The organism is Fictibacillus terranigra, assembly GCF_030412265.1.
GTDB classification, from domain to species: domain Bacteria; phylum Bacillota; class Bacilli; order Bacillales; family Fictibacillaceae; genus Fictibacillus_C; species Fictibacillus_C terrinigri.
On the sequence record NZ_JAUHLN010000002.1, the window covers coordinates 1,062,635 to 1,088,318 of the forward strand.

At 44.0% G+C, this 25,684-nt stretch carries 26 protein-coding genes and 2 pseudogenes; 13 read left to right on the forward strand and 15 right to left on the reverse strand.

From position 1 onward, the window contains the following. The first annotated feature begins 107 nt into the window (after positions 1–107). On the forward strand, positions 108–656 hold the full coding sequence (locus QYF49_RS13335) for a GNAT family N-acetyltransferase (RefSeq protein WP_290400068.1): 549 nt from the start codon (positions 108–110) through the stop codon (positions 654–656). A 47-nt stretch (positions 657–703) separates the two neighbouring features. On the opposite strand, the gene QYF49_RS13340 is transcribed toward QYF49_RS13335, so the two are convergent. Continuing rightward, a complete protein-coding gene (locus QYF49_RS13340; protein ID WP_290400069.1) occupies positions 704–1,150 on the reverse strand; it encodes an OsmC family protein in 447 nt (148 codons plus the stop codon). Positions 1,151–1,321: 171 nt separating this feature from the next. Here QYF49_RS13340 and QYF49_RS13345 point away from each other — a divergent pair, with 171 nt between their 5' ends. After that, complete coding sequence (locus QYF49_RS13345; protein WP_290400070.1) at positions 1,322–2,482, forward strand: SpoIIE family protein phosphatase; 1,161 nt, start codon at positions 1,322–1,324, stop codon at positions 2,480–2,482. Between the two features lie 45 nt (positions 2,483–2,527). Here QYF49_RS13345 and QYF49_RS13350 read toward each other — a convergent pair whose 3' ends face one another. Both QYF49_RS13350 and QYF49_RS13355 read right to left on the reverse strand, forming a co-directional pair. Next, positions 2,528–3,382, reverse strand: a complete 855-nt coding sequence (locus QYF49_RS13350; RefSeq protein WP_290400071.1) for a CheR family methyltransferase — start codon at positions 3,380–3,382, stop codon at positions 2,528–2,530. A gap of 11 nt (positions 3,383–3,393) precedes the next feature. Beyond that, positions 3,394–6,138: a CHASE3 domain-containing protein gene (locus QYF49_RS13355; RefSeq protein ID WP_290400072.1), complete on the reverse strand. Its 2,745-nt coding sequence runs from the start codon at positions 6,136–6,138 to the stop codon at positions 3,394–3,396. A gap of 207 nt (positions 6,139–6,345) precedes the next feature. On the opposite strand from QYF49_RS13355, the gene QYF49_RS13360 reads away from it, so the two are divergent. Beyond that, positions 6,346–6,714: an avidin-fold protein gene (locus QYF49_RS13360; protein WP_290400073.1), complete on the forward strand. Its 369-nt coding sequence runs from the start codon at positions 6,346–6,348 to the stop codon at positions 6,712–6,714. 104 nt (positions 6,715–6,818) lie between these two features. Here the strand turns inward: QYF49_RS13360 and QYF49_RS13365 are convergent, their stop codons facing one another. The 4 genes from QYF49_RS13365 to QYF49_RS13380 form a co-directional block, all read right to left on the reverse strand. Beyond that, on the reverse strand, positions 6,819–8,207 hold the full coding sequence (locus QYF49_RS13365) for an L-cystine transporter (protein WP_290400074.1): 1,389 nt from the start codon (positions 8,205–8,207) through the stop codon (positions 6,819–6,821). Between the two features lie 168 nt (positions 8,208–8,375). Further along, positions 8,376–8,816 carry a GNAT family N-acetyltransferase gene (locus QYF49_RS13370; protein WP_290400075.1) on the reverse strand — a complete coding sequence of 147 codons (441 nt, stop codon included), beginning with the start codon at positions 8,814–8,816 and terminating at the stop codon, positions 8,376–8,378. Continuing rightward, positions 8,809–9,753 (reverse strand): nucleoside hydrolase, encoded by a 945-nt coding sequence (locus QYF49_RS13375; protein WP_290400076.1) that lies wholly within the window; start codon positions 9,751–9,753, stop codon positions 8,809–8,811. The genes QYF49_RS13370 and QYF49_RS13375 overlap by 8 nt, the downstream gene beginning before the upstream one ends. Before the next feature lie 38 nt (positions 9,754–9,791). Next, entirely contained in the window at positions 9,792–9,986 is a 195-nt protein-coding gene (locus QYF49_RS13380) for a hypothetical protein (protein ID WP_290400077.1), read from the reverse strand. Positions 9,987–10,198: 212 nt separating this feature from the next. On the opposite strand from QYF49_RS13380, the gene QYF49_RS13385 reads away from it, so the two are divergent. The 3 genes from QYF49_RS13385 to QYF49_RS13395 all read left to right on the forward strand — a co-directional run bounded on the left by QYF49_RS13385 (position 10,199) and on the right by QYF49_RS13395 (position 13,499). Continuing rightward, a complete protein-coding gene (locus QYF49_RS13385; protein WP_290400078.1) occupies positions 10,199–10,519 on the forward strand; it encodes a hypothetical protein in 321 nt (106 codons plus the stop codon). Positions 10,520–10,924: 405 nt separating this feature from the next. Beyond that, entirely contained in the window at positions 10,925–12,034 is a 1,110-nt protein-coding gene (locus tag QYF49_RS13390; RefSeq protein WP_290400079.1) for an AI-2E family transporter, read from the forward strand. 118 nt (positions 12,035–12,152) lie between these two features. After that, positions 12,153–13,499 (forward strand): FAD-binding oxidoreductase, encoded by a 1,347-nt coding sequence (locus QYF49_RS13395; RefSeq protein ID WP_290400080.1) that lies wholly within the window; start codon positions 12,153–12,155, stop codon positions 13,497–13,499. On the opposite strand, the gene QYF49_RS13400 is transcribed toward QYF49_RS13395, so the two are convergent. Next, entirely contained in the window at positions 13,496–13,909 is a 414-nt protein-coding gene (locus QYF49_RS13400) for a VOC family protein (protein WP_290400081.1), read from the reverse strand. The two genes, QYF49_RS13395 and QYF49_RS13400, sit on opposite strands and share 4 nt — an antisense overlap. 132 nt (positions 13,910–14,041) lie before the next feature. Between QYF49_RS13400 and QYF49_RS13405 the strand changes: the two genes are divergently transcribed. Further along, a complete protein-coding gene (locus tag QYF49_RS13405) occupies positions 14,042–15,277 on the forward strand; it encodes an aminopeptidase (RefSeq protein ID WP_290400082.1) in 1,236 nt (411 codons plus the stop codon). A 39-nt stretch (positions 15,278–15,316) separates the two neighbouring features. On the opposite strand, the gene QYF49_RS13410 is transcribed toward QYF49_RS13405, so the two are convergent. The 3 genes from QYF49_RS13410 to QYF49_RS13420 all read right to left on the reverse strand — a co-directional run bounded on the left by QYF49_RS13410 (position 15,317) and on the right by QYF49_RS13420 (position 16,546). After that, entirely contained in the window at positions 15,317–15,481 is a 165-nt protein-coding gene (locus QYF49_RS13410; RefSeq protein ID WP_290400447.1) for an ATP-binding protein, read from the reverse strand. Next, a complete protein-coding gene (locus tag QYF49_RS13415; RefSeq protein ID WP_290400083.1) occupies positions 15,409–15,651 on the reverse strand; it encodes an ATP-binding protein in 243 nt (80 codons plus the stop codon). Before QYF49_RS13415 ends, QYF49_RS13410 begins: the two co-directional genes overlap by 73 nt. A 247-nt stretch (positions 15,652–15,898) precedes the next feature. Beyond that, positions 15,899–16,546, reverse strand: coding sequence for a C40 family peptidase (locus QYF49_RS13420; RefSeq protein ID WP_290400084.1), 648 nt, complete (start codon positions 16,544–16,546; stop codon positions 15,899–15,901). A 195-nt stretch (positions 16,547–16,741) separates the two neighbouring features. Here QYF49_RS13420 and QYF49_RS13425 point away from each other — a divergent pair, with 195 nt between their 5' ends. Then, positions 16,742–17,293, forward strand: a complete 552-nt coding sequence (locus QYF49_RS13425) for a CcdC protein domain-containing protein (protein WP_290400085.1) — start codon at positions 16,742–16,744, stop codon at positions 17,291–17,293. A 32-nt stretch (positions 17,294–17,325) separates the two neighbouring features. Next, positions 17,326–17,511, forward strand: coding sequence for a hypothetical protein (locus QYF49_RS13430; protein ID WP_290400086.1), 186 nt, complete (start codon positions 17,326–17,328; stop codon positions 17,509–17,511). Between the two features lie 179 nt (positions 17,512–17,690). On the opposite strand, the pseudogene desB reads toward QYF49_RS13430, so the two are convergent. Beyond that, a pseudogene (desB, locus tag QYF49_RS13435) lies at positions 17,691–18,707 on the reverse strand (Delta(10) desaturase DesB); the annotation flags it as partial. Positions 18,708–19,019: 312 nt separating this feature from the next. On the opposite strand from desB, the gene QYF49_RS13440 reads away from it, so the two are divergent. Both QYF49_RS13440 and QYF49_RS13445 read left to right on the forward strand, forming a co-directional pair. After that, positions 19,020–21,479 carry a DUF6359 domain-containing protein gene (locus QYF49_RS13440; RefSeq protein ID WP_290400087.1) on the forward strand — a complete coding sequence of 820 codons (2,460 nt, stop codon included), beginning with the start codon at positions 19,020–19,022 and terminating at the stop codon, positions 21,477–21,479. 137 nt (positions 21,480–21,616) lie between these two features. Continuing rightward, complete coding sequence (locus QYF49_RS13445) at positions 21,617–21,973, forward strand: hypothetical protein (protein ID WP_290400088.1); 357 nt, start codon at positions 21,617–21,619, stop codon at positions 21,971–21,973. A gap of 311 nt (positions 21,974–22,284) precedes the next feature. On the opposite strand, the gene QYF49_RS13450 is transcribed toward QYF49_RS13445, so the two are convergent. The 3 genes from QYF49_RS13450 to QYF49_RS13460 form a co-directional block, all read right to left on the reverse strand. Next, positions 22,285–22,734, reverse strand: a complete 450-nt coding sequence (locus QYF49_RS13450) for a DUF1731 domain-containing protein (protein WP_290400089.1) — start codon at positions 22,732–22,734, stop codon at positions 22,285–22,287. A 147-nt stretch (positions 22,735–22,881) separates the two neighbouring features. After that, complete coding sequence (locus QYF49_RS13455; RefSeq protein ID WP_290400090.1) at positions 22,882–23,193, reverse strand: NAD-dependent epimerase/dehydratase family protein; 312 nt, start codon at positions 23,191–23,193, stop codon at positions 22,882–22,884. Positions 23,194–23,218: 25 nt separating this feature from the next. Next, positions 23,219–23,482, reverse strand: coding sequence for a zinc ribbon domain-containing protein (locus tag QYF49_RS13460; protein ID WP_290400091.1), 264 nt, complete (start codon positions 23,480–23,482; stop codon positions 23,219–23,221). A gap of 201 nt (positions 23,483–23,683) precedes the next feature. On the opposite strand from QYF49_RS13460, the gene QYF49_RS13465 reads away from it, so the two are divergent. Together QYF49_RS13465 and QYF49_RS25775 are read left to right on the forward strand one after the other, a co-directional pair. Continuing rightward, positions 23,684–24,673: an NAD(P)H-dependent flavin oxidoreductase gene (locus QYF49_RS13465; RefSeq protein WP_290400092.1), complete on the forward strand. Its 990-nt coding sequence runs from the start codon at positions 23,684–23,686 to the stop codon at positions 24,671–24,673. 80 nt (positions 24,674–24,753) lie between these two features. Beyond that, positions 24,754–25,677, forward strand: a pseudogene (locus QYF49_RS25775) (NAD(P)-dependent oxidoreductase); the annotation flags it as partial. Between the last annotated feature and the right edge of the window lie 7 nt (positions 25,678–25,684).

Consider the following 25,684-nt stretch of genomic DNA (forward strand, 5'->3'; position numbering starts at 1 on the left):
GGGGATCTTCCTGCATGGATTGACCATTCATCTTACAAAACAAGGAAAATCTGTTATGGAGGAAGAATAACCTTAATGCACGTCACTTAACATTGGAGGAAAGCTGTATGACGGAAAAACAAACCTATCAGAGAATCCGATTACGCGAATTAAGAAAAACCGACTGGCAGGATGTCCATTCCTATGCTTCCCAGGAGATCACATGCCGTTTTCAGCCTTGGGGGCCAAATACTGAGGAAGAAACGCTTGAATTCATAAGCCAGGTCATCAAAGATACGAAACTCAATCCCCGAACCCGCTTTGCTTTTGCTGTCATTGAAGAAAAAGATGAGTTATTAATTGGGGTAGCGGAGCTGAACATCAGGGATTTCACCAACAAAATCGGAGAGATCGGCTATGTTATTCACCCCGCTTACTGGGGCCGGGGCTATGCCACAGAGGCAGGAAGGCATCTGCTCCATTTAGGCTATACCGTTCTCAATCTGCACCGGATCTATGCTACATGCCACCCTGACAATGAAGGATCTGTACAGGTACTCCAAAAATTAGGAATGACAAAAGAGGGAGTGCTCAGAGAAGATCTTAAAATGCAAAACGGTTGGAGAAACTCTCTGCTCTTCAGCATTTTAGAACACGAATGGACAGACAATCAATAACAACGCGCAAAAAAACCAGAATGCATTCCTTTGCATTCTGGTTTTGGTTATGCTTTTGTGACGCTCGCTTCCAATTCCACCATAACATTTCCTTGTATGGCCCTTGTGATCATGCAGGAGGTTTCCGCTTTTTCGGCCAGCTTTTTAGCAAGCTGTTTGTCCGCCTCTGTCGCATCGCTTTTTAAGGCTATAACAGGGCGATGGATAATTTTCTTGTAGGTAATCACACCTTTTGTAACGTCTACGATGCCTTCGGATTCCATTGTAAGGTTTTCTTTCTGCAGCTTGCTTCTCTCCATCATGGCAGCCAGCGTAATAATATAACAGGTAGCCGCTGCTCCTAGCAGCAGCTCATCAGGGTTTGTCCCCACTCCCGGTCCATCCATTTCAGGAGGGATCGAGATCTTCGTTTTCAGGTTTCCTGTTTCCATTTCACCTACATCATTTCGCAAACCCGGCCAGCTTGCTTTCAAATGAAAAGAATGCAGTGCCATATGATCAGCTCCTCTCGAATTCTCTTTTTTATTGTAACCATTCTTGGCTGGTCCCTCACTTATTATGCACAGGTGGGTATTATAGTCATTAAATTATACCTTCCCAGCCCGTTTTCAGTATAATGATAGAATAGTATATTTCACATACCCAGTTGAAGGAGAAAAGAATACATGTCTATTCTTATGGTAGATGATAATTCCGTAAATCTATTTGTTATTGAAAAAATATTAAAAGGTGCCGGTTATGAGAGTACGGTCTCCCTTTCATCCGCCAGCGAATTGTTCGATTACCTTGAAATGGGGAATCCGCAGCCGAAAAAAAGTGATGTTGACTTGATTCTTTTGGACATCATGATGCCTGAAATCGATGGAATTGAAGCTTGCAGACGTATTCAAAAGGTTGAGCGGCTAAAAGATATTCCGATCATTTTCATCACCGCCCTTGAGGATACGAACAAACTTGCCGAAGCACTTGATGTAGGCGGGATGGACTATATTACAAAACCGATAAATAAAGTTGAACTGCTTGCCCGTATACGTGTAGCGCTGCGGTTGAAATATGAAAAAGACTGGCATATGGAGCAAGAAAAAAAAATCAGGGATGAGCTCGACCTTGCCATGCAGGTTCAGCGAAGCCTTTTAAATCCCCCTCTTCAGCAAGAAAATATCCAGATTAATGTCTCACATCTTCCCTCCTTTAAACTTGCCGGGGACATGTACTACTGGCACCGCTTTAACGATCACCGGTATGGTGTTATTCTGCTTGATATGATGGGCCACGGGCTTTCCTCATCCCTTGTTTGCATGTACATATCTTCTGTCATGAGAGATGCCATCAAGATACTCGAAGATCCTGAACGGGTAATAAAAGAACTCAACCGGTATATGGCCCTCTTATACAATCAGAAAAACTTTTACAATTATTACTTTACCTGCATTTATTTGATCATTGATACCCAAAGGAAAACCGTTGAATATGTGAATGCGGGTCATCCACCTGGCTTCGTGCTGGTAGATGGGGAAGAACAATGCTTATTGGAACGCGGCAGCTGTGCCGTAGGTTTTTTTGATCAAATGGAAGTTAAAAAATCTACGATTCATTTTGAAAAAGATATTCAGCTTCTTCTTTTTACTGACGGTGTCATTGAAGCGAACGAGGACGAGAACATCCTGCTCGATAAACTGCAGTTCATCGCTTCGCAAAAATGGAATCAAACCATCACATCGCCGATCCATTTGGTCATCCCTGAAGAGGAACTTGGAAATCAGCAGGACGACATGTGTATTCTTATGATCCAGGCAGAAGGAACCAAAGTGCCCTCTGCCATATAATTGGATATAAAGCTAAAAGACGGGCGAAAGGATCGCCCGTCTTTTTTATCGTTTTCTATAAATTTTATCAGCAGCAGCAAATTCGTTATAGTAAGGGGTCTTTTCGGAAAAACGAAGAGATTCTTTATTACCGAGGCCAAGGAATCCTCTCGGACAAAGGCTCTCGTAAAACAATCCCTGAACCTGATTTTGTAGTTCTGCCGTAAAGTAAATCAGCACGTTCCTGCAAATGATGACATGGAACTCATTGAAGGAAGAATCGGTGACCAGATTATGCTGAGCAAAACTAATATTCCGTAAAAGCGAAGGATGAAAATAGGCAAAATGCTCATCCGCGCTATAATATTCCGAAAACGCCTCTTTGCCGCCAGCCTGAATATAGTTCCTTGTGTAAGTCTGCATCTTCATTAAAGAAAAAGTTCCTTGTTTGGCCTTCTCCAATACTTTTTCGTTCATGTCAGTAGCATAGATTGTGGTTTTTTCTGATAATCCTTCTTCCTCAAGCAAGATGGCCATCGAATAGACTTCTTCCCCTGTCGCACAGCCTGCATGCCATACCCGGATCTCCGGAAGCTTCCTAAGCTCGGGAACGACATGTTGGCGGAAAGCTTTAAAGAATTCTGGATCCCGAAACATCTCGGTCACGTTGATCGAAAAGTCATTGAGCATTTTTTCAAGAAAACCTTTCTCATGAACCACTTTCTCATGAAGCCTTGTTATCGTTGGAATGCGTTCCAGCCGCATTCTATTCTGAATCCGGCGGATAATCGAGGCCCTCATGTATTTTCTGAAATCAAAACCGGATAGCCGAAAGATGGCTTCCAATAAAAGGTCTGCTTCCAGATTTTCCACATATCCAATTTCAAGTTCGTCATCCGTTACAATCATTTGATTATTCATATTATTCTTCCTTACTTGTTCGTAATCCAAACCCTCATCACCGAAAACAGCTGCTCAATTTTTAAAGGTTTACTGATATAATCGGTTGCCCCTGCCTCGAGACACTTTTCTCTGTCGCTTTTCATTGCTTTTGCAGTGAGTGCGATAATCGGAATTCTGGAGTTCTCCTCGTTCTCTCGGATTCTCCTCATCGTTTCATACCCATCCATAACCGGCATCATGATGTCCATCAGGATCATATCGATGTTTTGTTCCTTCTGCAGCAGTTCAAGACATTCATTGCCGTTCGAAGCTGTGATGACATTCATTTTTTCATTTTCCAGTGCTGTTTTTAAAGCAAAGATGTTACGATAGTCGTCATCTACAATCAGTACGGTTTTTCCTTGAAAGGAACTGATATCGGCTCTAGCCTGTTCATGGACCGGCAGGTTATTGCCGCCAGGCTCCTCCATCATTTGATTTTCGTCCTTAATATAGGGTGATAGGGCTGCTGCAGCCTCACTTACTGCTTCATCCATCTCCTGGACAGGGACAATACCGTTCGGAAGGCTTGGAATATATAAAGTAAATGTGCTTCCTTCTCCTTCTTCACTCTCCAGTTCCAGTCGTCCGCCCAGCAATTTAACAAATTCAAGAGAAATGGACAGCCCTAGCCCTGTACCGCCATACTTGCGGACGGTCGCTCCATCCCCTTGCTGGAAGGCCTCAAAAATGAGATCATGTTTATTTTTGGGGATCCCTATTCCCGTATCTTTAACAGTGATTTTAAGCCAGTGATCCGCTCCGTCAACAAGCGGAACACCAGATTCCTTTTCAATATGCAGAACAACCTTTCCTTCTTCTGTGAATTTGAAGGCGTTGGAAAGAAGATTTTTGATGATCTGCTGGAATCTCTTCTCATCCGTATAGAAGATATCCGGGACATCACGTTCTTTAATGATCTCAAATTTAAGTTTCTTCTGATCAGCGATGTGTCCAAAGTTGCGCTCAAGCTGTGATGGAAGCTCGCTCATGTTCATCTCGCTGAAATGCATTTCAAGCTTACCGGCTTCCACCTTGGATAGATCAAGAATATCATTAATCAGGTTTAGAAGGTCCTGTCCCGAGGAGTGAATCACGTTTGCAAACTCCTCGTCTTCAGAAGAAAGCCCCTTGGAAGAATTCTCAGCAAGCATCTCCGAAAGGATGAGGATGCTGTTCAGAGGCGTTCTCAGCTCATGTGACATGTTTGCAAGGAATTCTGATTTGTAACGGGAACTCAAGGTCAGCTGCTTGGCTTTTTCTTCAAGCTGGATTTTTGCGTTCTGAAGTTCTGCTGATCGATCTTCTGCTTCTAAGGTGCGCTGTTCAAGCTGTTCATTAATCATTCGAAGTTCTTCTGACTGCATCTGAAGCTCTTCCGATTGTGTTTGAAGCTCTTCCGATTGCGCTTGAAGTTCTTCCGTCATCGCCTGGGATTCTTTCAGAAGGCGAACAATTTCCATTCGTCCAAGAACACTGTCGATGGTGAGGCCAAATGTTTTGGTTACGTTTTCTATCAATTCAATATGCTGTTCGGTGAATGCTTCAAGTGAAGCCAGTTCTAGAACGGCAATCACTTCCTGCTCGTTAGAAACCGGAGCAATCAGCAAGCTTCTCGGCCGTACCTCTCCTAGCCCCGTTCCGATGACTTGATAATTTTCTGGCAGTTTTTCCACTACGAGAATACGTTTTTCAAATACACATTGCCCCACAAGGCCTTCCCCCGGCTTGAACGTCTCGCGTCCTGCTTCTCCCATAGGTTCTGAAAATGATCCTTTTTTTGAGAAAACCGATTTCTCCCCGTTTCCTTCCCGGACATAGAGAGCGCCCATGGAAGCTCCAGTTAAATGGGCAACACCAGTAACAAATTTCTCTCCCAGCACTTTAATGGTCGAAGTCCCCTGATATCGTTCGACCACCTGGTTTGTGCTGGACTGCAGCCATTCTCTCCGCTCTATTTTATTTAGAAGTTCGTTCGTTGCTTCTGCAAGCTCCCATATTTCATCTCTCGTTTTCACGTGAATGCGCTGGGAAAGGTCACCGTCTGAAGACATCGCTGTCAACGAACGCACGACTGCTTTAATCGTATTCAAAATTGAGCCAGAAACAAAGAATGCAATGAAAGCCGACACTGCTACGACGATCACCAACAGAGAATAAAGCCCCGTTTTCAAAAACTTGTTCTGTTCGTCAAGCTTGTCCGCCCTTTCTTTTGTAAGGCCTTTTTCAGTCGTCCGGAACGTGTCAAACTGGCTCCGGATCTGTTCGACGCTCTTGCTGCCAGCGTCTTCTTTAAGGAAGGATACAACTTCTTTATCTTTGTTTTCCCTCTTCAATTGAATGGACGGTTCTCCTGTATATTGAATCCAGTTCTGAATAGAAGTTTTAATATCTGCTAGTCTTTTTTGCTGTGTTGGTTTATCGGATATCAGTTCACTTAACCGGTTATAATGGCTTTCCCAGTTATCTGCAGCACGGTCATACGGTTTAAGATAACTCTCATCCCCAGTAAGGATAAAGCCACGCTGGCCGTTTTCCATGTCGAGGACCTGCTTTTCAATTTCGTTTGTCAGTGAATGCACTTCAATGTCATGGTTAATAATAAAATTCCGCTCTTTTTGCATCGAGGCAATCTGATTATTGACTGATAATATTGAAACGACCAGACAAAGAATAATCACTAGATACCCCGCAAATATTTTAGCGCGGATTCCGAATCTGTTTCTTCCTATCATTCTATCATCCTGCCCTTTCATTTTTCATAGTTATCCCTCATCTATTATAAACAACTGCACCCCGTAAGGACAGCTAAAGTATTTCCTCCTTCTTAAAGATTTTGACATCTGTTTTTACTTTTTTATAAAAAAACGGAATTTTCTGTTTTCAAAATCATATTCTTTTGCTATCATTGTCTTTAAAACTTTAAAGGGAGGACGCGTTGAATGGTCAACTATAATGGTCGGCGTTTTGTATCCGTGAAAAGTTCAGAGAATGGTGCGGCTTCAAAAACGTATTTTACGTATAAGCAGGACGATGACATCTTAAGTGCTACATATTCAGGAGGAGATGTGATAAAGGGAAATATGATCGGCATTGTTAAAAGTGACGGCAGCATTGATTTTACTTACAGCCATATCAATCAGAAACATGAAATTAAAACCGGTAAATGCACCTCCACCCCTAAAACCCTTCCAGACGGCAGGATTCAGCTCTTTGAAAAATGGAATGGATTTGACTCACAAAGCAGTGAGGATTCCATCGTGGAGGAAGTTTCAGATCTGGTATATACACCCCAAATTATATTTAATTAGAAAACGAGACAGCCATATGCAAAAAAAGCAGACAGGGGTGAGCATTCTTACTCCCGTCTGCTTTTTCTGCTGTTCTCTTCAAACCTCCAATCGGCCTTAAAGCTTTAAACCTCTGCTTTAAGTTCTTTAATCGGTGCGTTGTACAACTCCGTATCGAGCTCTTTTCTCGCCTTACTCGTCAGGATTCCAGCGGTCATTGAGCCGCTCACATTCAGTGCAGTTCTTCCCATATCAATCAGCGGTTCAACAGAGATGAGCAGACCCGCCAATGCGACAGGAAGGTTCATGGAAGAAAGAACGAGGAGTGCTGCAAAAGTTGCGCCGCCTCCTACGCCGGCAATTCCAAATGAACTGATTACGACGATAACAATCAGGCTTATTATGAAAGAGGGTGTCAGCGGATCAATACCCGCCGAGGGCGCAATCATTACGGCGAGCATGGCCGGGTAGATACCTGCGCAACCATTCTGCCCGATCGTAAGACCGAACGAACCTGCAAAGTTGGCGATTCCTTCAGGCACACCAAGGCTCTTTTGTGTGCTGATATTAAGTGGAAGTGCACCTGCACTCGTTCTTGAAGTAAAGGCAAACGAAAGAACAGGAATGGACTTGCGGATATACGTGAGAGGACTTAATCCCGAGAATGAAATAAACAGCAAGTGAATGATAAACATGAGCGCAAGGGCGACATAGGAGGCGATTACAAATTTTCCAAGTTTAGCGATGGCATCCAAATCACTTAGAGCTACCGTCTTGGTCATCAGTGCCAGAACTCCATAAGGTGTTAATCGGAGAATCAATGTCACAACTCGCATGACAACAGCATGAACGGCTTCCACGATATTTTCAAATAAAGCTGCCTGTTCTGCTTGTTTTCGTTTGACCCCTAGATAGGCAATCCCTACGAAGGCAGCAAATATCACGATTGCGATGGTGGAAGTCGGCCTGGCTCCTGTAAAATCAAGGAACGGATTGGCAGGAAGGAGGTCAAGCACCTGCTGAGGCAATGTCTTGTCTTTGATTCCTTCAAACGTCGTCTGAAGCTCTGTTGCACGTGCGAGCTCAGGAGCGCCTTTCGTGATCTGGACCGCATCGAGATGAAATGACAATGCTGCTGCAATGCCGATCGCAGCAGCGATGGCTGTGGTTCCGAGCAAAATGCCTATGACCGAGCCGCTGATTTTTCCGACGTTGTTCGTGAGCTTCAATTTAGTAAACGCCGACAGGATGGAAACAAAAACGAGCGGCATGACGGCCATCTGAAGGAACTTTACATACCCGCCTCCGATGATGGAATACCAGTCGGCGGAGCTGGCCAACACCTTGGAAGAAGGTTCATAAATAAAATGAAGGATAAGACCAAACACGATACCCGCAGCTAAAGCCGCAAAAACACGTTTTGAAAAGGATACGTGCCTTCGCTGAAGGCAATACAACCCGCCAGCAAGCAGCAATAGCACTGCAATGTTCACAATGATTAAAAAGACAGTCATCTTTCTTCCCTCCTTTAGAATTCCCTCTGGTTTTCAAAAAAATAAAAAAGGCTCACTTCTTTTGGAATAAAGAGTGGGCCTTCAGCATGTCTGATCAGCAGAGGTATAGTGATGTATTCACTTGATACACTATATTCTGGCTTGTTTTATCCTATTCTTAAAATTCTTTTACGTTAACATTTTAAACATCACGATATGGGGACCGATCCGCGGGAGGTCAAAAACATCACCGCATTCACGCAGACCGAGCTTCTTATAATAACCGGCAACACCCTCTCTTGCATTGCACCACCAGGAATCAGCATTCTGCTTTCTCAGCCTGTCTTCGGCTCGCAACAGAAGACTGCTTCCCGCCTTTTCTTTCCTGTAATCTTCAAGGGTGGCCATTCCGCGCAGGCGGTACTGCACACTGCCTGTAATATCCGGATGACTCTCTCGATAAAAAGAGGCGATTGAAATAAGTTTATCCCCCTGATATGCCCCAAGATGGAACGTCCCCTGATCATTGTCACCCGGAAACTGGCATTCATCCAGCGTTTGATTGGGACGAAGCACTTTATGTCTAATCTCATACGTTTGTTCAGCGGAGATCTCTTTAATGTCAAGCATGATGACTCCCCTTTTTTTCGGCAGGAAGGATGCGATTGAGGAAGTGTGCCCTGAATCGCTCTGCATCGACTTCAAGACCTACAGAGATTCCTTTATCTGCTGCCACACCTATACTCTGCCCCAGGTTCTCCGGTTCTTTTGAAATTCGGACGCCCATTGATGTTGTTTTAATAAAAGAGGGATCGACTGCGACCCCAACAGCTAATGGATCATGAAGAGCACATCCGCCGAGCCCCGGATTCTTGCTTTCATAAAAATCCATATAAAAGCTGCACATTTCAGCAAAGATTTCACCCGTTTTCAATCCGCAGCTTCCCCAATCTGCCAAAGTCCGTCTCTGTAAAAGAGTCTTCATCGTCACATCAAGACCGACAAGTGTAATCGGAAGCCCTGATTGAAGCACAAAATCCGCCCCTTCTGCGTCCGCATAAAAATTCGCTTCTGCAGCAGGTGTAACATTTCCCGGGACGGTGACTGCGCCGCCCATGATAATGACTTCCTTCACCAAATCTATAATGAAAGGCTCTTTTTCCAGAGCAAGAGCCAGGTTGGTCTGAGTACCTACCGTAATAAGAGTGATCTCATGAGGATATTTTTTCACCATCGAAATGATAAAATCACTGGCATGCAGCCCTGATGATAAGAGTTCAGGCGGCGGCAGCTGAATGTTCCCCAAACCATCCTGCCCATGCACATCGTACGCTCTGTGACGGGTGCTTTCTCTGCGAAACGGCCGTTCTGCACCTCGATAAACAGGAATATCTGCTCTATTTAATAATTGAAGAACCTGGAGTGTATTCCTTGTTGCTTCCTCAGCAGATACATTCCCAAAACCCGTTGTAATACCGAGGATGTTTAATTCCGGAGAATGGATCGCATAAGCGATCGCCAACGCATCATCAATTCCCGTATCTACATCAAGAATGACAGATTTCATGTTTTTCCCTCTCTTCATTTTTTCATCTTCTGTTACGATTAACGATTCCCGATATAAATGCCTAAACCGATGATACAACAGATAATTAAAACAACGTAAATGGCCGTCAGCCTGCTGAGATTATTTTTCGTTGAGGACCCGTATTTTTCATCCTTTTGAAGACCAATAGCAACGGTAAGCCCTGTTACGATCAAACCTGCAATAACGGCTGTCACAATATATCCCAAAGTCATCCCTCTTTCCATACTCCTATTCATAACTAATGGTAATTGACGGAGAGGAAATTGCCAAGTAACCGGAGGCTATAGTTCACAAAAAGTTACAATAAAAGCAAAAACCGTCTCCATTATTTGTAAAAATAGTAAAAAGTTCTTATGCAATTTTTTCTTTTCTCCTTTAGGATACAGATGGGTATGAAAGAATATTGACTAATGGGGGACGCTGTATGGCGCATGAAACTCTTCCTGATTGGCTCTGGCTGCTATTTTACTCATTTATAGGGCTGACTTTATTGGCAACCATCATAAATCTTCTGAAAAAAGTACATATAAAAGCTACTATTATTAATCTTGCATTTGTTATCGCAACTCCTGTAGTCAGTTTTATGTTTGCCCTGGGCCGTCCTAAAGGCAACACGGAATGGAATCATCTGATCACTGGCATTGTGAGCGGTTCTCCATGGGCCGCCATTATTCTAATTGGCTACTCATTTATGCTGTATTGGTGGTTTAGATTTTCATTCCTCTTCGTCCGTTTTAACTCCTAAATAGCAGGAAGGCACCTAAGCCTTCCTGCATTTTTTGTTTCGTAGAAAAGGAGATATGTTCGGCGGCCTGATATTGTCGTTTTAAGACCTGCCAATATAGGGAACAATAAGGTATTAAGGAGGCGGTGAGATTGGCATTTGATTATGATTTAGATTTCAGACAATCGATTTTTGCAAGCAACCAGATCGATACCGCGCCACGCGAGGGGAATGTGCGTTCTTTTAGTAGAAAGGAATAATAGTGAGATTTTGCGTCACTGGCGTGTAAAACTGCGGAAATCGGAAACGAGCCATCCAATAAAGAAATACGGTGCCAACGGCTAGGCCAGAGAAGATGAGAATATTTAAAACTAAAAAAATCATACTAGCTTTCATACTGCAAACAATCCAATCTGAGGTGATGTTATGCCAAACTCAAAAGCTTTTCGCATAGGCTATGCGATTGTCATTATATTACTCATTGTTTTACTTTCATCCAAGGTGGATTTTATCTTTCGCCCCGTGGAAATCATTTTTACGACCTTATTCTTCCCGTTCTTGATCGGCGGCGTTATTTTTTATTTATTACGGCCGATCGTCTATTATTTAGATCGCCGAAAAATACCGAAAGTGCTGTCGATCCTGATCATCTATCTGCTTTTCATCGGGCTTGGGACGTTACTTGTCTTTCTCTTAGGGCCTCAGCTGCAGAGTCAGTTTAAAAGCTTGATCAACAATGCACCGCAAATTATTGACTCACTTAACGATAAAGTGAATAGCCTGAAGCAGAATGAATGGTTCTCGCGTTTTCAGCAAAACGATTATATAACCATCGACAGCCTTACCTCAAAGGCAAGTGATTATGCCAAGGGTTTCGCAAGCAATATCGGAACGAAAATCGGCAGCCTGATCGGAGTCATTACAAGTGTTGCTACTGTTATAGTTACGGTTCCGTTTATCGTATTTTATTTGCTGAAGGACAGCGAAGGATTTGGCAACAGAGTAGAAAACTTCCTTCCCTATTTAAAAGCAGCGGAAGCGAAGCGCATTTTAAAAGATATGGACGAAGCGCTGAGCTCCTATATTCAGGGTCAAGCGACCGCAGCCTTTTTAGTGGGTGTGATGATGTATATCGGATACAGTATTATCGGTCTCGATTATTCTTTAATTCTTGCCATCGTCGCTATGATTACCAATATCATTCCATTTCTTGGTGCATTTATTGCCTTTATACCCGCTTTTATCATCGGCTTGATCATGTCACCGCTCATGGCCTTAAAAGTAGCCATTGTGGTCATCGTGGTCCAGCAAATTGACGGTAATGTGACTTCTCCGCTGATTATGGGCAGAAAGCTGGATGTTCATCCATTAACGGTTATCCTGATTCTTCTTGTCGCCGGCAATATGGGCGGTTTCCTAGGGATGATCCTGGCTGTTCCGTTTTACGCCCTGCTTAAGGTCATCGTCAGCCATACGTACCGTTTATATCAATTGAACAAAGAAAAAGACCGAAATGGTATTCAGGTCATTGACTGACTCTAACAGTAAGCCGGAGCCCGGCTTGCTGTTTTTATGTCCAATCCTTTTGACTCCTGTTCGCATAAACTATGACAAGCTACGCTGTACAATTATTCTTTGAACAGGAGAAATGTCTTTGAAAAAAGCAAAACTTACAGGTCGGATTGTTACCCCAAATAACACGGCCTATGACAGTGCGAGAGAAAATTTAAATTTGAGCATCCAGAAGTATCCTTGCATCATTGTCTTTTGCCAGAACCGGGAAGATGTAAAGAATGCTCTGCGATGGGCCAGAGAAAAACAAGTCCCCTTTCGGGTAAGAAGCGGCAGGCACAGCTACGAAAACTTTTCCCTGGTCAATAGGGGGCTCATTATTGATGTGAGTGAGATGAAAGGGATTCACTACCGCCAAGACAAGCAAACAGCTATGATTCAAGCCGGTGCTGAACTTGGCTTGGTGTATGGGCAGCTTTGGGAAGATCGGGTGACCCTTCCAGCAGGCACCGTATACAATGTAGGATTAAGCGGACTTGCTCTCGGAGGAGGAATAGGCATGCTTACTCGACAATTTGGCTTAACCTGTGACAGCTTAGAAGAAGTAGAGATTGTCGTTCCTTCGGGCAAGTGCGGCGCAAAAATCATCTATGCCAACAGGGTTGAAAACAGTGAACTGTTCTGGGCATGCCGCGGAGGAGGCGGGGGAAATTTCGGCATCGTTACCGCTTTCACTTTCAGAGTGCACCCGATTAAAAACGTCTCTATTTTTTCAATAACATGGGGGTGGGACGATTTCAAAGAAGCATATGATACATGGCAGCACTGGGCCCCTTTTACAGATAAGCGGCTTACCTCACAGATCGAACTCTCGGCAAAACAAAAAGGCATCATTACCGCATCCGGCCAATTCATTGGTACACCTAAAAAATTGGTAAAGCTCATCGAACCCCTTCTCCAAACAGGATCCCCGACAGATAGGCAGCTTGAGCGTGTTCCATTTATTGAAGCTGTGAGCTTTTTTAATTCCCCTCAAGGAAACCGTCCCCTTCCCTTTAAACGTTCCGGCTCTTTTGTGTACAAGCCCCTGCCGACTGAAGCCATAAAAACGATGAAACACTATTTGGAGAAGGCACCGAACAATAACACAACGATTTGGCAGCAGGCGCTTGGCGGAGCTGTGGACAACTATGAACCAGATGAAACTGCCTATTACCATCGGCACGCCATTATCGCCCAAGAATATAACACCTCCTGGGATCGCCGTGATGAAGAGCAAGAAAACCGTTGCTGGGTGAAGCACGTTCGAAAAGCTCTTTCTCCTTATACAAAGGGAGATTACGTGAACTGGCCGGACCGAAACATTAAAAATTGGGAGCATGCCTACTATGGAAAGAACTACGAACGCTTAAGAGAAGTAAAAACCCATTATGACCCCTTTAACGTTTTTTGTTTTTCCCAGAGTATCCGGCCTTTCAAAACGCATTAATCATTGCTTTTTATATAATCACATAACTCGATGATTGTACCCTGCGTGTGCACCGGATTAATGTAAATCAGCCTCCTTCCATAAGGATTGATCCGATAGGTGTCTTTTAAAAAAGTGATTCCACGATCCTCATATTCTCTTATCGTTTCTTCAAGGTTGTCCACCTCATAAGCAAGATGGTGGACACCTTTTCCTTTTTGGCGGATGAACCGTTCTATCGGGGAAGTTTTACCCGTGGGTTCTAAAAGTTCTATTATTTGATTGTCCATTTCAATAACGGCGATATGTGTTTCTACTCCTGGTTTCTCGCTTGTATACTGTCGGACCAGCTTTCCACCAAGAATAGATGTGTATAAATCGATCGCTTCATTTATTCTTCGCACCGCAATTCCGGTATGATCCAATTTCATGTTTGGACACTCCTTCCTAGTGAACTAGTATACCTAAGAAAGACGCCTCGATACAAAATATTATAAACTGTATGGTTCATAATACCACCTTATTCCTCACCTGTAGTAAAATCAAAGTATAGGAGGGATACGATGAAAACGTTTGAAGAAAAGTTGGATCAATACGCGGAACTGGTTGTTAAAGTGGGTCTGAATCTTCAAGAAGGGCAGCGGTTGCTTATTAATTCTAATATTGAAGCCGCTCCATTCACCCGCAAAGTAACGGAACATGCGTATAAGAACGGATGCAAGCGTGTCTTTGTCGAATGGACAGACACAGAAACGAGCCGAATACACTTAAACGGGGCTTCCGAAGAGGTGTTAAAGGATAATATTCCTCAATGGCAGCTCGGCATGTATGACAGCTTGCTCGAGAACAATGATTGCATGCTGATGGTTACCGGCAATGATCCAAATGCCTTTCAGGGAGTTCCGTCCGAGCGATTATTGCTTGTGCAAAAGAACGCAGGTGAACGGCTTGAAAAATTCACAAATGCAAGACTTGCAGGTGATGTTCCGTGGCTGATCGCTGGAGCTCCTACTGCTGGCTGGGCAAAGAGTGTTTTTCCGGATAAAGATGAAAACGATGCCATTGCAGCCCTTTGGGAAGCGATTTTCCAAACGGTTCGTGTTGATCAGCCAGACCCGGTGACAGCATGGAGAGAACATGGGGAAACGCTGCTGAGTAAGGTTAATTATTTGAATGAGCAGAAATTTAAAACACTGCACTATAAATCAGAAGGCACTGATCTCAGCATTGATCTCCATCCTGAACATGTATGGATCGGCGGGGGGCATCATTCAACCTTCAACACGTTTTACATACCAAATATGCCCACAGAAGAAGTATTTACCGCTCCGCTTAAAGAAGGAGTTAACGGAACCGTAGCAAGCAAGAAGCCGTTATCTGCCATGGGCAACATCATCGAGAACTTCAGCTTAACCTTTGAAAAAGGAAAAGTGGTGGATGTTAAGGCAGAAAAAGGCGAGGATACGCTCAAACAACTCCTCAACATCGATGAAGGAATGAAGTATCTTGGTGAAGTTGCTCTTGTTCCGTTTGACTCCCCTATTTCTAACTCAGGAATTGTGTTCAACAACACCTTATTTGATGAAAATGCATCCTGCCACCTCGCATTGGGCAACACGATCACTATGAATATCCCTGGAGCAGATCAGTTAAGCAAAGAAGAACTTGAAGCCAAAGGAGTCAATCACAGCCATGGGCACACCGACTTTATGATTGGTTCTGCTGATCTTGAAATTGAAGCTGAATACCAGGATGGAAAACGTATCCCTTTGTTCACCAAAGGGAATTGGGCGATATAATCGACAAATACAACAACGAAGGGCAGCTGCCCTTCGTTGTTATTTTGGAAACGTAACGATGAACGCCGTCCCTTTTCCCAGTTCACTCTCAACCCTGACCTTGCCGTTATGCTTTTCAAGGATCCATTGGGCTATAGATAGACCAAGTCCAAGCCCTTCTTCATCAGATCTTGCTTTATCACTCTGATAGAATCGGTCAAAGATTCGCTCTCTTTCACTTTCTGCGATTCCAGGTCCGTTATCCTCACCATCAGTTCGATTGATACGGCCGCTTCTTTTGCTGCTAACAGGATTTGATTTCCCTGGCCCGTATGTTTCATGGCATTATCCAGCAGTATAACGATCAGCTGATGAATTCGCTCTCTGTCTGCCAAAAAGGCGTGATCGGACCGGATGAGTTAAGCGAGATATTTTTTCGTTGGTATCATCACCGCTTCAATCCATGGATCCGCCATTGGAAGCCGGCACACCTGCTACTTTAAAGGATGTGGCATCTACTGCACAAATCTGCCAACAGGATTTCACTGATGTTCAGCTCCAGGAGCAGCGATAAAAAAATGGTGCCAGGCACCACGATTACACACTTGTGTAATTGCGGTGCCTGGCACCGATCACAAAATATTATCTATACCGCTTTGCGCCTTCGTATTTAGGAGCCCAGTAAGAGCTGTCCAATTCTGCTGTTGTTACTCCCTTTGAAAATGAAGCATGCATGAATTTTCCATCCCCTACATAAACTCCGGCATGAGAAAGATTTCCGTCCCCTTCGATATCAAAGAAGACAATATCTCCAACATGAGGAGAATCTACCGAGGTTCCTTCTGTATGAATTTCTTTCACGGTACGTGGAAGATCTATATTTGCTGCTTTATCGAAGATGTAGTTTAAATACCCGCTGCAATCAAATCCATCGGGCGTTTCTCCGCCCCACTCGTAGGGTGTTCCGCGGTATTTTTCTGCTTCATCCACAATCGCCTGCTTGCTGAATACACCAAGAGCTTTATACACAGAATTTCCTGCGACTCCATCAACTTGGATTCCCTTATCTTTCTGAAGCTTCTTTACTGCTGACTCTGTGTATGGTCCATAGTAGTTCGTAGTTTCATGATATGTAAAATAACCTTTCTTTTTCAACAAAGCCTGGAGGTCCTGAACGTCTGAATCATGGGTTTCTGGTTTAAGCGTGTTGTCTCCAAGTGCTGCATGGCCTGCTACTGGATTCACGGCAAGTACACCTGCTACAATAATTCCCGAAACTAATTTTTTCAAAATAACATCCTCCTGTTTAATGAATTCCTAGCCAATTCTAACAATACATTATGACATGAGGATTACAACGAGATAACAATTCATTTTCAACTAACAACAATACCCTATTTTATTATTTCAAAAACATATACAAAAAAAGTGGGTAATTGTCTTTAAAAATAGAGTAATATACTTCAAGTCAATGAGACTTAAAGAATGTCAGATGAGGAGTGTTTGCATGCACATTCAACAAATGGCCGTTCCTTTATTGGTAATGTCATTTATTTATCGGCGAACGAAAAGAACCATTGGTTTTCAGCCTTACAAGCCAAAAAGGCTGTTATTCAGGATGATATCTTTGCTGTAATCATGATCGCCTTTCTGGCAAACGCGGCACTGCATCCTGCAACTCTCCTTTACGCGGTGCCAGGCACCCTGATCGGAGTTGTCTTTGTCGTGTATGCCGCCAGATACAGCACCTTTCAATGGCGGGAATCGCAATTGTTCTACCGGACCCACAAGTGGATTGAGGTGATCATCCTGATTCTTTTTTTGGCGCGTTTTTTGTACCGTTCCGTATTTCTCGCCTCTGCTGCTGGTGCCGAGTCATTGCAAGATGTGCAATATGGCCAGCATTTTATAAGAGATCCGCTCACTGTTTTTGTATTCTTCATATTGGGAGCATATTACATTGGATTTAATGCGTTTGTTTTAAGAAAAGGGAAAGGGCTGAAACAAGAAGAGGCTGCCGTTCAATCTACTTTCTAGGCCGGACAAACCAGCTGTAGCGGTGATGAATTATGAAAAAGAATAGCTTGCTGGCGGTTATCCCCTTCCTTTTTGTTCTAGTCATTTACTCCGTTTACTCATTGACCTCCGAAAAAAAGCGGATCCCGCAGGATCCTGAAGAAAACGTGGTGATATTGAATGAAGAAAAAATTTCTTCTTTTAAGGATGGAGAGATTATTGGCATCCCTTTCCCGTAACTAGAGGCTTTACATTGACCAGTGTCAAGAAGCATTGTGGAGAGCCAGAAAAGGTGACGGAGAGAAATCAGCACCTCAAAATGGTTATCACAAAAGACCTTGGCTGCCGCAGCAGCCAAGGTCTTTTTTTGGATTCATACCGTTTTTTTCATCACTTCAGGATCAGGCTGTTTTGCCCCATCCAGGCCGTTGCCCAGTGTGCCGAACGTATTCTTCTTATGAGGATCAATCAATTCATTATCTTTATAATAGATTCTAGGTGTATTCCAAAGAGCTTTCATCGCATTGCTCATTTTCATTTCGTGATAACGCTCGGGCCACATCTTTTTAATATGCTGCTTAATAATTGGATAATATTTCGGGCTCATACTAGGAAATAAATGATGCTCAGTATGATACGAAAAATTGAAATGCAGCACATCCACCCATTTAGGAACCGTAACAGTCAAACTGTTAGCGAGCGGATCATTCACAGGGGTCAGCGGGTTCAGCCTGTGGTTGGTAGAAATATAGCTCATCACAATAAAATTGGCGATCAATAGCGGAAATAAGAAGGCAAACAACCACTTAACCGGCCCCATCCAAAACATAATCCCTATCCATGTCGCCCATGGCAAAACCGTCTGCAGCAAAACAGCCGGACGGTTTTTGGGGTTAAAGTCCTTGATGTACTCGATGAACATCTTTAAACCATGCATTGAAAATTGGACACTTAACGACAGAAAGCTAAAAAACGCTCGAACTCCAAACGGTAAACGATAGATCGTACGAAGAAGCGAATTTTGTATCCATTTTTCATGATTCGGCCAGGCATCTGGATCCTTTTCATCATGCTGTGTATGGACATGATGGTTCATATTATGCCATTTTCTCCACAATCTTGGCCCTGTACTCAGCGGCCAAAAGGCTACAGCCCCCAAAAAATTTCGAAGCCATGCCGTTTTCACCACTGTACCATGGAGAATTTCATGGCCAAGAAAACCCATGGCTGCATAACTCGCACCGAGCACTCCTGCTATTACGATATTGATAATGATGTGCAGATCAAAAAGCCCAATGGCTAACAATCCAGCCACTACCACGAGCAGATAGGCAAATCCTCCCCAAAGTCGGGCAGGTACAGGTTTAAAAAAATCTTTCGAAAGATGCGGAGTAATACGCGAAGCGTACCATCCAAAAGAATGAAGGTCTTTAATGGGAATTCCCCTTTCTTAACTTCAAGTTCCTATTAGCATAAAGGAGACAGCCGGGTTATACAAGATGTTCTTTAGTACAAATACTGAATTTTCCGTGATAAATCCATCTCTTCCCATCGCCCTGCAGAGTTATGGCCAAGTCTAAACTTATTAGGTAAATATTACTAATACAAATTCTAAACCAAGGTATAATTCCTCATTTTTCCGTATAAGACATTTATAACCTTTTTTACATGATATATTTACAATAATCGCCCTCTTTTTCAATGGGGTGTAAAGTGCTTTTAAAATATGAAGCAAAGGGTGAACTTCATGAAGACAAAAAGCCTGAATAAGGTGTTTAGCCTTTCCATGGTACTGCTCTTCATCGCCAGCATGCTTTCTCCAATAGTTTCCAGTAAAGCTATTGCTGCCGATGTGGTCACAGTAGCCGATGCCATTTCCCATAATACCGGATCCGATAAAACCGTTGAAGGATACATTGTAGGTACGGTAAAAGGAGGAAGCGGAGCATCGATTTCTTATCAGCATTCTTCTCCTTTCTCGCAAGACACAAATCTTGCAATCGCGGATTCTCCTTCTGAAACCGACAAAGCAAAAATCCTCCCTGTACAGCTGCCGGCCGGTGCGGTGAGAGATGGATTAAATCTTAAAGCACACCCGGAAAACCTGGGCAAAAAAGTGCAGATTACGGGTGATTTAATGGCCTACTTCTCTGTTCCGGGCCATAAGAACGCCAAAAGCTTCTCTTTTCAAGGAAATACGCCATCAGAACCTCAAGCTGAGCCAGTTACTGCTTCACCTGATTCAGGTTTAGTGAAAAGCGGAACAAAAGCAGCATTATCCACAGCTACCGAAAATGCTGCGATTTATTACACACTGGACGGAAGCAATCCGACTTCCAGCAGCAGCCGATACAGTGAACCACTTACCATAAATAAGGATACAACGGTAAAAGCGATCGCGATCAAAGAAGGGCTTAAAAATAGCGAGGTCTCTACTTTTAAATATACGGTTGCATTAACTGGACTTCGAATCCACGACATTCAAGGGGCTTCCCACCAGTCGCCATTTGCGAATCAATCGGCTGCAGATGTAGAGGGTGTTGTTACTCACATAGTTGATGCCAACAACTTCTATATGCAGGACACTGTCCCCGACCTTGATGAGAAAACTTCTGAAGGCATCCTGGTTTATAAAAAGAACCATGGCTTAAAAAGCGGGGATCTTGTAAAAACGACGGGCCAGGTAAAAGAGTGGGTGCTTGACGGATATGCGGAGAAATTGAAAACCGACCTTGCCGTGACGGAAATAAACGCTGAAAACGGGGGCTCTGTTTCTATCATGCAAAATGGTCATGCCCTTCCAGACCCTGTGGTCCTTGGAGATCACGGGAGGCATATCCCGACACACATCATCGATAATGACAATTTTGGACGTTTTGACCCTAAAGAAGACGGAATCGATTTCTATGAGAGTGTGGAAGGCATGCGAGTCGAAGTGGAAAAACCGAAAATCGTTGCTCCACAAAACTACGGGGAACTCGCAGTCGTGACCAAAAACAAAGGAAATACACCGTTTAATACATCAGGAGCGATTAATATTTCAGAAACAGACTACAACCCTGAACGAATCTTCGTGGACATTAACGACAGCAGCTTTGTTGCTAAGTCCGGCGATTACTTCAAAGGCAATATTACCGGAGTCATGAGCTACAGCTTCAGCAACTTTAAAGTACTGACGGACAAAGACCAGCTCCCTGCCCTTGTGGAAGGTAAAACAAAGCCTGAAACCACAAAATTGCATGGAAAGCATAAGAAATTAACGATCGCGAGCTTTAACGTAGAGAACTTCTCTGCCAATGAAGGTGGAAAAGACGGGACGAGCGATGAAAAAGCAGGACGGGTCGCCGGCTCCATCGTTCATAATCTGAATGCCCCAGACATTGTAGGTTTAATCGAAATGCAAGATGGAGACGGGCCAGTAGATGACGGCAGAACCGATGCAAAGGAAAGCGCAGAGCGTCTCATCGATGAAATTAAAGCAAAAGGCGGTCCTGCTTATCAATACACCGACATTGCTCCAATCGATGGCAAGGACGGAGGAATTCCCGGCGGAAATATCCGGGTTGCCTTTATTTATAATCCTGAGCGTGTATCCCTTGCCCCAGGAACGAAAGGGACACCGACTGAGGCTGTTCAATACAAGAATGGCAAGCTTTCACTCAACCCAGGGCGTATCGATCCGGCCAATCCTGCTTTTGAGAACAGCCGTAAGCCACTGGCTGCACAATTTATGTTTAATGGAGAAAAAGTAACCGTGATCGCCAATCATTTTAATTCAAAAGGCGGAGACCAGCCGCTGTTCGGCAAAAATCAGCCTCCTGTATTGAACAGTGAGCTCCAGCGTTTGCAGATTTCAGGCATCGTCAACAACTTCGTAAAAAGCATTAAAGCCGATCATCCGAAAGCGAATGTCGTACTGCTTGGCGATTTTAATGACTTTCAATTTACACCTGCTCTGGAAAAACTAAAAGGAAAAGAACTTTCCGATATGATTCAGGAAGTTCCATACAAGGAACGCTACACTTATTCATACCAAGGCAATGCCCAAGTGCTTGACCACATCCTCGTGACCAACAACCTGAAAAAGGACACGAATGTAGACATCGTCCACATCAACTCACAGTTCATGGAACAGCATGGCCGTGCGAGTGATCATGATCCTGTGGTTGTCCAAGTGAAGTTAAAAGAGGCTTGTGGCTGGGATTGACAAGAAAGCAAGCTAAACGATAAAAACAGGTGCCGTATACATTACGAGCATCTGTTTTTTATACTTAAAAAATATTTTTTATACGAACGATATTTCTACTTTAAACGTCAAACTTATAAAAGGAGGTTTTTCAAACTATGAGCAAATATATTGAGTATTTGAACGATAAACTCATTATCCATTTTACAGGCATGACGGCTGCGGCATCGTTGAAAAAAGAAATTAAGGTTCCCCTCTCAGCCATCCAAAGTGTAAAAATAGATGAATTTAAGATCAATCCGCTAGCCTTTCGTGTGGGGACGTCCGGTATCGGCAAAAACGTAAAGCACGGCCGTTTCCTATATGACAATGAATGGGTGTTTCTTTCCTATTCAAACCACAAAAATGTTCTGATCTTAGATCTAGAAGGCTTTGAGTTCAAGAAAATCGTACTGGAAATAGAAGCACCTGAGGAAGCAAAAGCGAAGATTGAAGGATTACTTTCCCGGATTTAATCCATTCCATCAAAAAAAGCAACCCAAGTTTTAATTCGGGTCGCTTTTTTATATCCAGCCTTTATCTTCAGCGTTGCCTCAATCCGATTTTCACTTGAAGCTTGAAGTATCGCTCCTGACTTCTCTCTTTCCGTTTTTTTCCCTCGGGTCCCTATTAAAAAGCTGCACTACACCGCTTTCCGTTTCCATCAATCCAAGCATCATGCAAATGGTTGTCGTTTCCCTGCGCCGTTCGGACCAAGGATGGCAACGATTTAATAATAACTCTTCAAAGAGTGTCTTATACCCGGAGAAGATTTTTAGCGGGTTTTTTATACGAGGTCCCGCAGCGCTTCTTCCAGATCGGTATATGTAAATTGAAAACCATTTTCCTGCAGCCTTCTCGGCACGCAATTCCGGCCGGTTAATGCAAGGCTTGGTTCGGTTCGCATAACCGTATAAGCGCCCAACCAGACAAAAGGTGACGGTGCTGGAGGAGCCCAGCCTTTTCCCATGGCTTTCCTCAACGTTTTCATGAACGCCTTGTTCGTGACCGGATGGGGGCCGGTTGCATTATAGATTCCTGAATAACGATCCGATTCCATCGCTTCTAAAAACATGGCGTTCAAATCATCCACATGCAGCCAGCTGATATATTGCTTTCCCGAACCCACGGTACCGCCCAGGTTTAAAGACACAAGCTTCTGAAGCGGTTCGAGTGCCCCCCCGTTTTTTCCTAAGGCAAATCCAATCCTCAGCAGTACCTGCCTTGTTCCATCCATCGGTTCTTTAAAGAATTCAGCTTCCCACTGCTCACAGACTCCAACTGAGAATCCTGCTCCATACGGCGAGTCTTCATCACATAAGAGTGCTGTGTCGCCAAAGATGGCAAGTGATCCTGCTTGAATAAGAACTTGGGGAGGAGAGCCTCACTGCTTAACCGCTTCCCGAAGCACCTTTACCGAATCCAAACGAGACGAAACGATTTCTTGCCTGTTTTTCTTCGTATAAATGCAATTCACGCTTTTCCCGGTGAAATTGATCACCGCGTAGGATCCATCCATTTCTGCAGACCATTCCCCAATCTGCTGGCCGTCCCATTGAACATAACGAAGCCCATTTTCAGACCGGGTTGGTTTTCTAGATAAAATAATTACCTTATAGCTCTTTTTCAGTAAAAACCGAGCTAAAGATTCACCCAGAAACCCTGAGCCTCCTGCCAAAATCACTTTTTTGGACATCCTATCATCCCCTTCCGGAATGGATTCAGTTTGATTTCCATCTTTCCAATTGATGAAGCTTTCTTGTAAAGAACTTTGCCATAAAACGAGGGGCACCAAACTCCACAATCTTCCCCTGTACCCTCTGTTTCATCTCTTCGGCAGTAAGATCAGGGTTTACAAAACTTCCATTCTCGTAACAATGACTGCAATACATTCTGCTTTTTTCACCGTTTCGTTCTGTCCCTCCTCCTTTTTCATCTCTTGTGAAAGGCATTCCACAGCTTTGGCAATGTTTAAATGTTCTCATTTTATGGCCATTCCTTTTTCGGTTAGTATTTATTCCCATTCTATCATAGAATGGATTCCTGGAAATTTTGTAACCGTTTACTCTTGACCGATCACGAGGGGTAAAGTACTTTAAATATATAAGAAATCGCCAGTTTTGCTTTGTGAAAATGAATGAGACTTCATTCATTTATTTCAGCTAATGAAAGAGAGGGGAATATCAATGTCCGCGAAATTACCGGAACATTTCGTCAATCAGCTTGAACTGCCAGTCATTTCTGCCCCCATGTTTCTCGTTTCAAGCCCGGAACTCGTTATTGAAGGGTGCAAATCAGGCATCATCGGTTCTTTTCCGCTGCTCAATGCGCGAACGAATGAGATACTGGATGAATGGATGCTCCGCATCACAGAAGAATTAAAGCAAGCAAAAGCCCAGGATCCAGAACGCAAGATTGCTCCATGGGCTGTAAACATCATCGTACATAAAACAAATAAGAGGTATAAGCAGGATTTACAGCTTATCCGGAAACATAAGCCTCCTGTTGTCATTACCTCTCTCGGTCATCCGGGTGAAGTGGTTGAGATCGTTCACGAATACGGAGGTCTGGTATTCTCGGATGTCATCCATCTGGTTCATGCGAAAAAAGCTGCCAAAACCGGTGTTGACGGGCTGATTCTGGTCTGCAACGGAGCCGGCGGACATGCGGGTACCATCAATCCCATCGCCTTTATCGGTGCGGTAAAAGAGTTTTGGGATGGAATCACCATCCTTGCCGGATGTATTAATAACGGGCAGGATATTCTGGCCGCCGAGGCACTCGGAGCCGATCTCGCATACATGGGTACCCGCTTTATTGCCGCCTCTGAAAGCTTTGCCAGCAATGAATATAAAGAAATGCTGATCGAAGCCTCCTTCGAGGATCTTATTTATACGGATGCGTTCAGCGGTGTAAACGCCAACTATCTCGTTTCGAGTATCCGTAATGCCGGACTCGATCCTGACCGGCTGAAGAAAAAAGAAGCCGTAGATGTGTCCCACCTGGATTCCTCTGATGCCAGGGCATGGAAAGATATTTGGTCGGCCGGACAAGGAGTCAACAGGGTTAAGGAAGTGGCCCCTGTTCAGCAGATCATCGATAGCCTTAAGCGCGAGTATGATCAGACTCTGCAATTTTTAGTGAAGAAAACAGAAAATATTGTTTCTAGCCAATAAGCTTGTCGAATAGATAGACAAAGAGAGCCTTCCAGTACAAAGGAAGGCTTTTTTTATAAAAGACGAAACGATTCAAAGCATCGGAGTGGAGATTGCCCGAGATGGCGTTTAGAATTGAGGAAACAAGGAGGGATCATATGATTGGATTTATCGGATTGGGCATCATGGGCAGCCGTATGGCTGGCAACCTGCTGGCGAAAGGCCATGAGCTTACTGTGTATAATCGGACGAAGCAAAAAGCTGAGGATGTACTGGCCAGGGGCGCTCAATGGGGAGAAACACCGAAAGAAACGGCCAAGCATTCCGATGTTCTTATTACAATGCTCACCAACCCTCAAGCGGTGGAAAGCATGGCCCTGGGTGAAGATGGCTTTTTAAAGCATCTCCCCAAAGGATCCATCTGGGTAGATTGCAGCACGGTGAATCCCACGTTCTCGAGGCATATGGCAGAAGAAGCGAGCATGCATGACATCCGATTTCTGGATGCACCGGTTGCCGGCTCGTTAATTCCTGCTGAACGCGGAGAGCTCGTGTTTCATGTAGGCGGTAACGAGGAAGCTCTCGTTGAGGTCCGTCCGTATTTAGAAGCCATGGGGAAAGCCATTCACCATCAGGGCGGGCACGGCAGCGGGACGTCCATGAAGCTTGTTGTCAACTTGATGCTCGCACAGTCGATGGCTGTATTTGCAGAAGCCGTTAGCTTTGGAGAGGCTCTTGGACTCGAGAAAGAAGCCATACTGGAAACACTGATCGGCGGCCCCACCACAGGTGCTTTTCTAGCCGGCAAAAAGAAGAAGCTCCTAACGAATGAGTACACCGTGGAATTTCCATTGGAGCACATACAAAAGGACCTAAACCTGGTGACTGGTGAAGCGTATCAAAACCACAGTTCCCTTCCGATCGCCAACCTGACAAAAGAAATTTACAGCCTGGCAAACCAGTACGGCCTGGGAAAAGAAGACTTTTCCGCGATCTATGAATTTTTGCGCCCCCCTCAAAAATAGTCACAAA

What these genes read in the sequence shown, in the direction of transcription:
- QYF49_RS13335 (WP_290400068.1), top strand. Translation starts at nt 108, where the DNA reads ATGACGGAAAAACAAACCTATCAGAGAATCCGATTACGCGAATTAAGA.
- QYF49_RS13340 (WP_290400069.1), bottom strand. Translation starts at nt 1,150, where the DNA reads ATGGCACTGCATTCTTTTCATTTGAAAGCAAGCTGGCCGGGTTTGCGA.
- QYF49_RS13345 (WP_290400070.1), top strand. Translation starts at nt 1,322, where the DNA reads ATGTCTATTCTTATGGTAGATGATAATTCCGTAAATCTATTTGTTATT.
- QYF49_RS13350 (WP_290400071.1), bottom strand. Translation starts at nt 3,382, where the DNA reads ATGAATAATCAAATGATTGTAACGGATGACGAACTTGAAATTGGATAT.
- QYF49_RS13355 (WP_290400072.1), bottom strand. Translation starts at nt 6,138, where the DNA reads ATGATAGGAAGAAACAGATTCGGAATCCGCGCTAAAATATTTGCGGGG.
- QYF49_RS13360 (WP_290400073.1), top strand. Translation starts at nt 6,346, where the DNA reads ATGGTCAACTATAATGGTCGGCGTTTTGTATCCGTGAAAAGTTCAGAG.
- QYF49_RS13365 (WP_290400074.1), bottom strand. Translation starts at nt 8,207, where the DNA reads ATGACTGTCTTTTTAATCATTGTGAACATTGCAGTGCTATTGCTGCTT.
- QYF49_RS13370 (WP_290400075.1), bottom strand. Translation starts at nt 8,816, where the DNA reads ATGCTTGACATTAAAGAGATCTCCGCTGAACAAACGTATGAGATTAGA.
- QYF49_RS13375 (WP_290400076.1), bottom strand. Translation starts at nt 9,753, where the DNA reads ATGAAATCTGTCATTCTTGATGTAGATACGGGAATTGATGATGCGTTG.
- QYF49_RS13380 (WP_290400077.1), bottom strand. Translation starts at nt 9,986, where the DNA reads ATGACTTTGGGATATATTGTGACAGCCGTTATTGCAGGTTTGATCGTA.
- QYF49_RS13385 (WP_290400078.1), top strand. Translation starts at nt 10,199, where the DNA reads ATGGCGCATGAAACTCTTCCTGATTGGCTCTGGCTGCTATTTTACTCA.
- QYF49_RS13390 (WP_290400079.1), top strand. Translation starts at nt 10,925, where the DNA reads ATGCCAAACTCAAAAGCTTTTCGCATAGGCTATGCGATTGTCATTATA.
- QYF49_RS13400 (WP_290400081.1), bottom strand. Translation starts at nt 13,909, where the DNA reads ATGAAATTGGATCATACCGGAATTGCGGTGCGAAGAATAAATGAAGCG.
- QYF49_RS13405 (WP_290400082.1), top strand. Translation starts at nt 14,042, where the DNA reads ATGAAAACGTTTGAAGAAAAGTTGGATCAATACGCGGAACTGGTTGTT.
- QYF49_RS13425 (WP_290400085.1), top strand. Translation starts at nt 16,742, where the DNA reads ATGTCAGATGAGGAGTGTTTGCATGCACATTCAACAAATGGCCGTTCC.
- QYF49_RS13430 (WP_290400086.1), top strand. Translation starts at nt 17,326, where the DNA reads ATGAAAAAGAATAGCTTGCTGGCGGTTATCCCCTTCCTTTTTGTTCTA.
- QYF49_RS13440 (WP_290400087.1), top strand. Translation starts at nt 19,020, where the DNA reads ATGAAGACAAAAAGCCTGAATAAGGTGTTTAGCCTTTCCATGGTACTG.
- QYF49_RS13445 (WP_290400088.1), top strand. Translation starts at nt 21,617, where the DNA reads ATGAGCAAATATATTGAGTATTTGAACGATAAACTCATTATCCATTTT.
- QYF49_RS13450 (WP_290400089.1), bottom strand. Translation starts at nt 22,734, where the DNA reads ATGGATGGAACAAGGCAGGTACTGCTGAGGATTGGATTTGCCTTAGGA.
- QYF49_RS13455 (WP_290400090.1), bottom strand. Translation starts at nt 23,193, where the DNA reads ATGTCCAAAAAAGTGATTTTGGCAGGAGGCTCAGGGTTTCTGGGTGAA.
- QYF49_RS13460 (WP_290400091.1), bottom strand. Translation starts at nt 23,482, where the DNA reads ATGAGAACATTTAAACATTGCCAAAGCTGTGGAATGCCTTTCACAAGA.
- QYF49_RS13465 (WP_290400092.1), top strand. Translation starts at nt 23,684, where the DNA reads ATGTCCGCGAAATTACCGGAACATTTCGTCAATCAGCTTGAACTGCCA.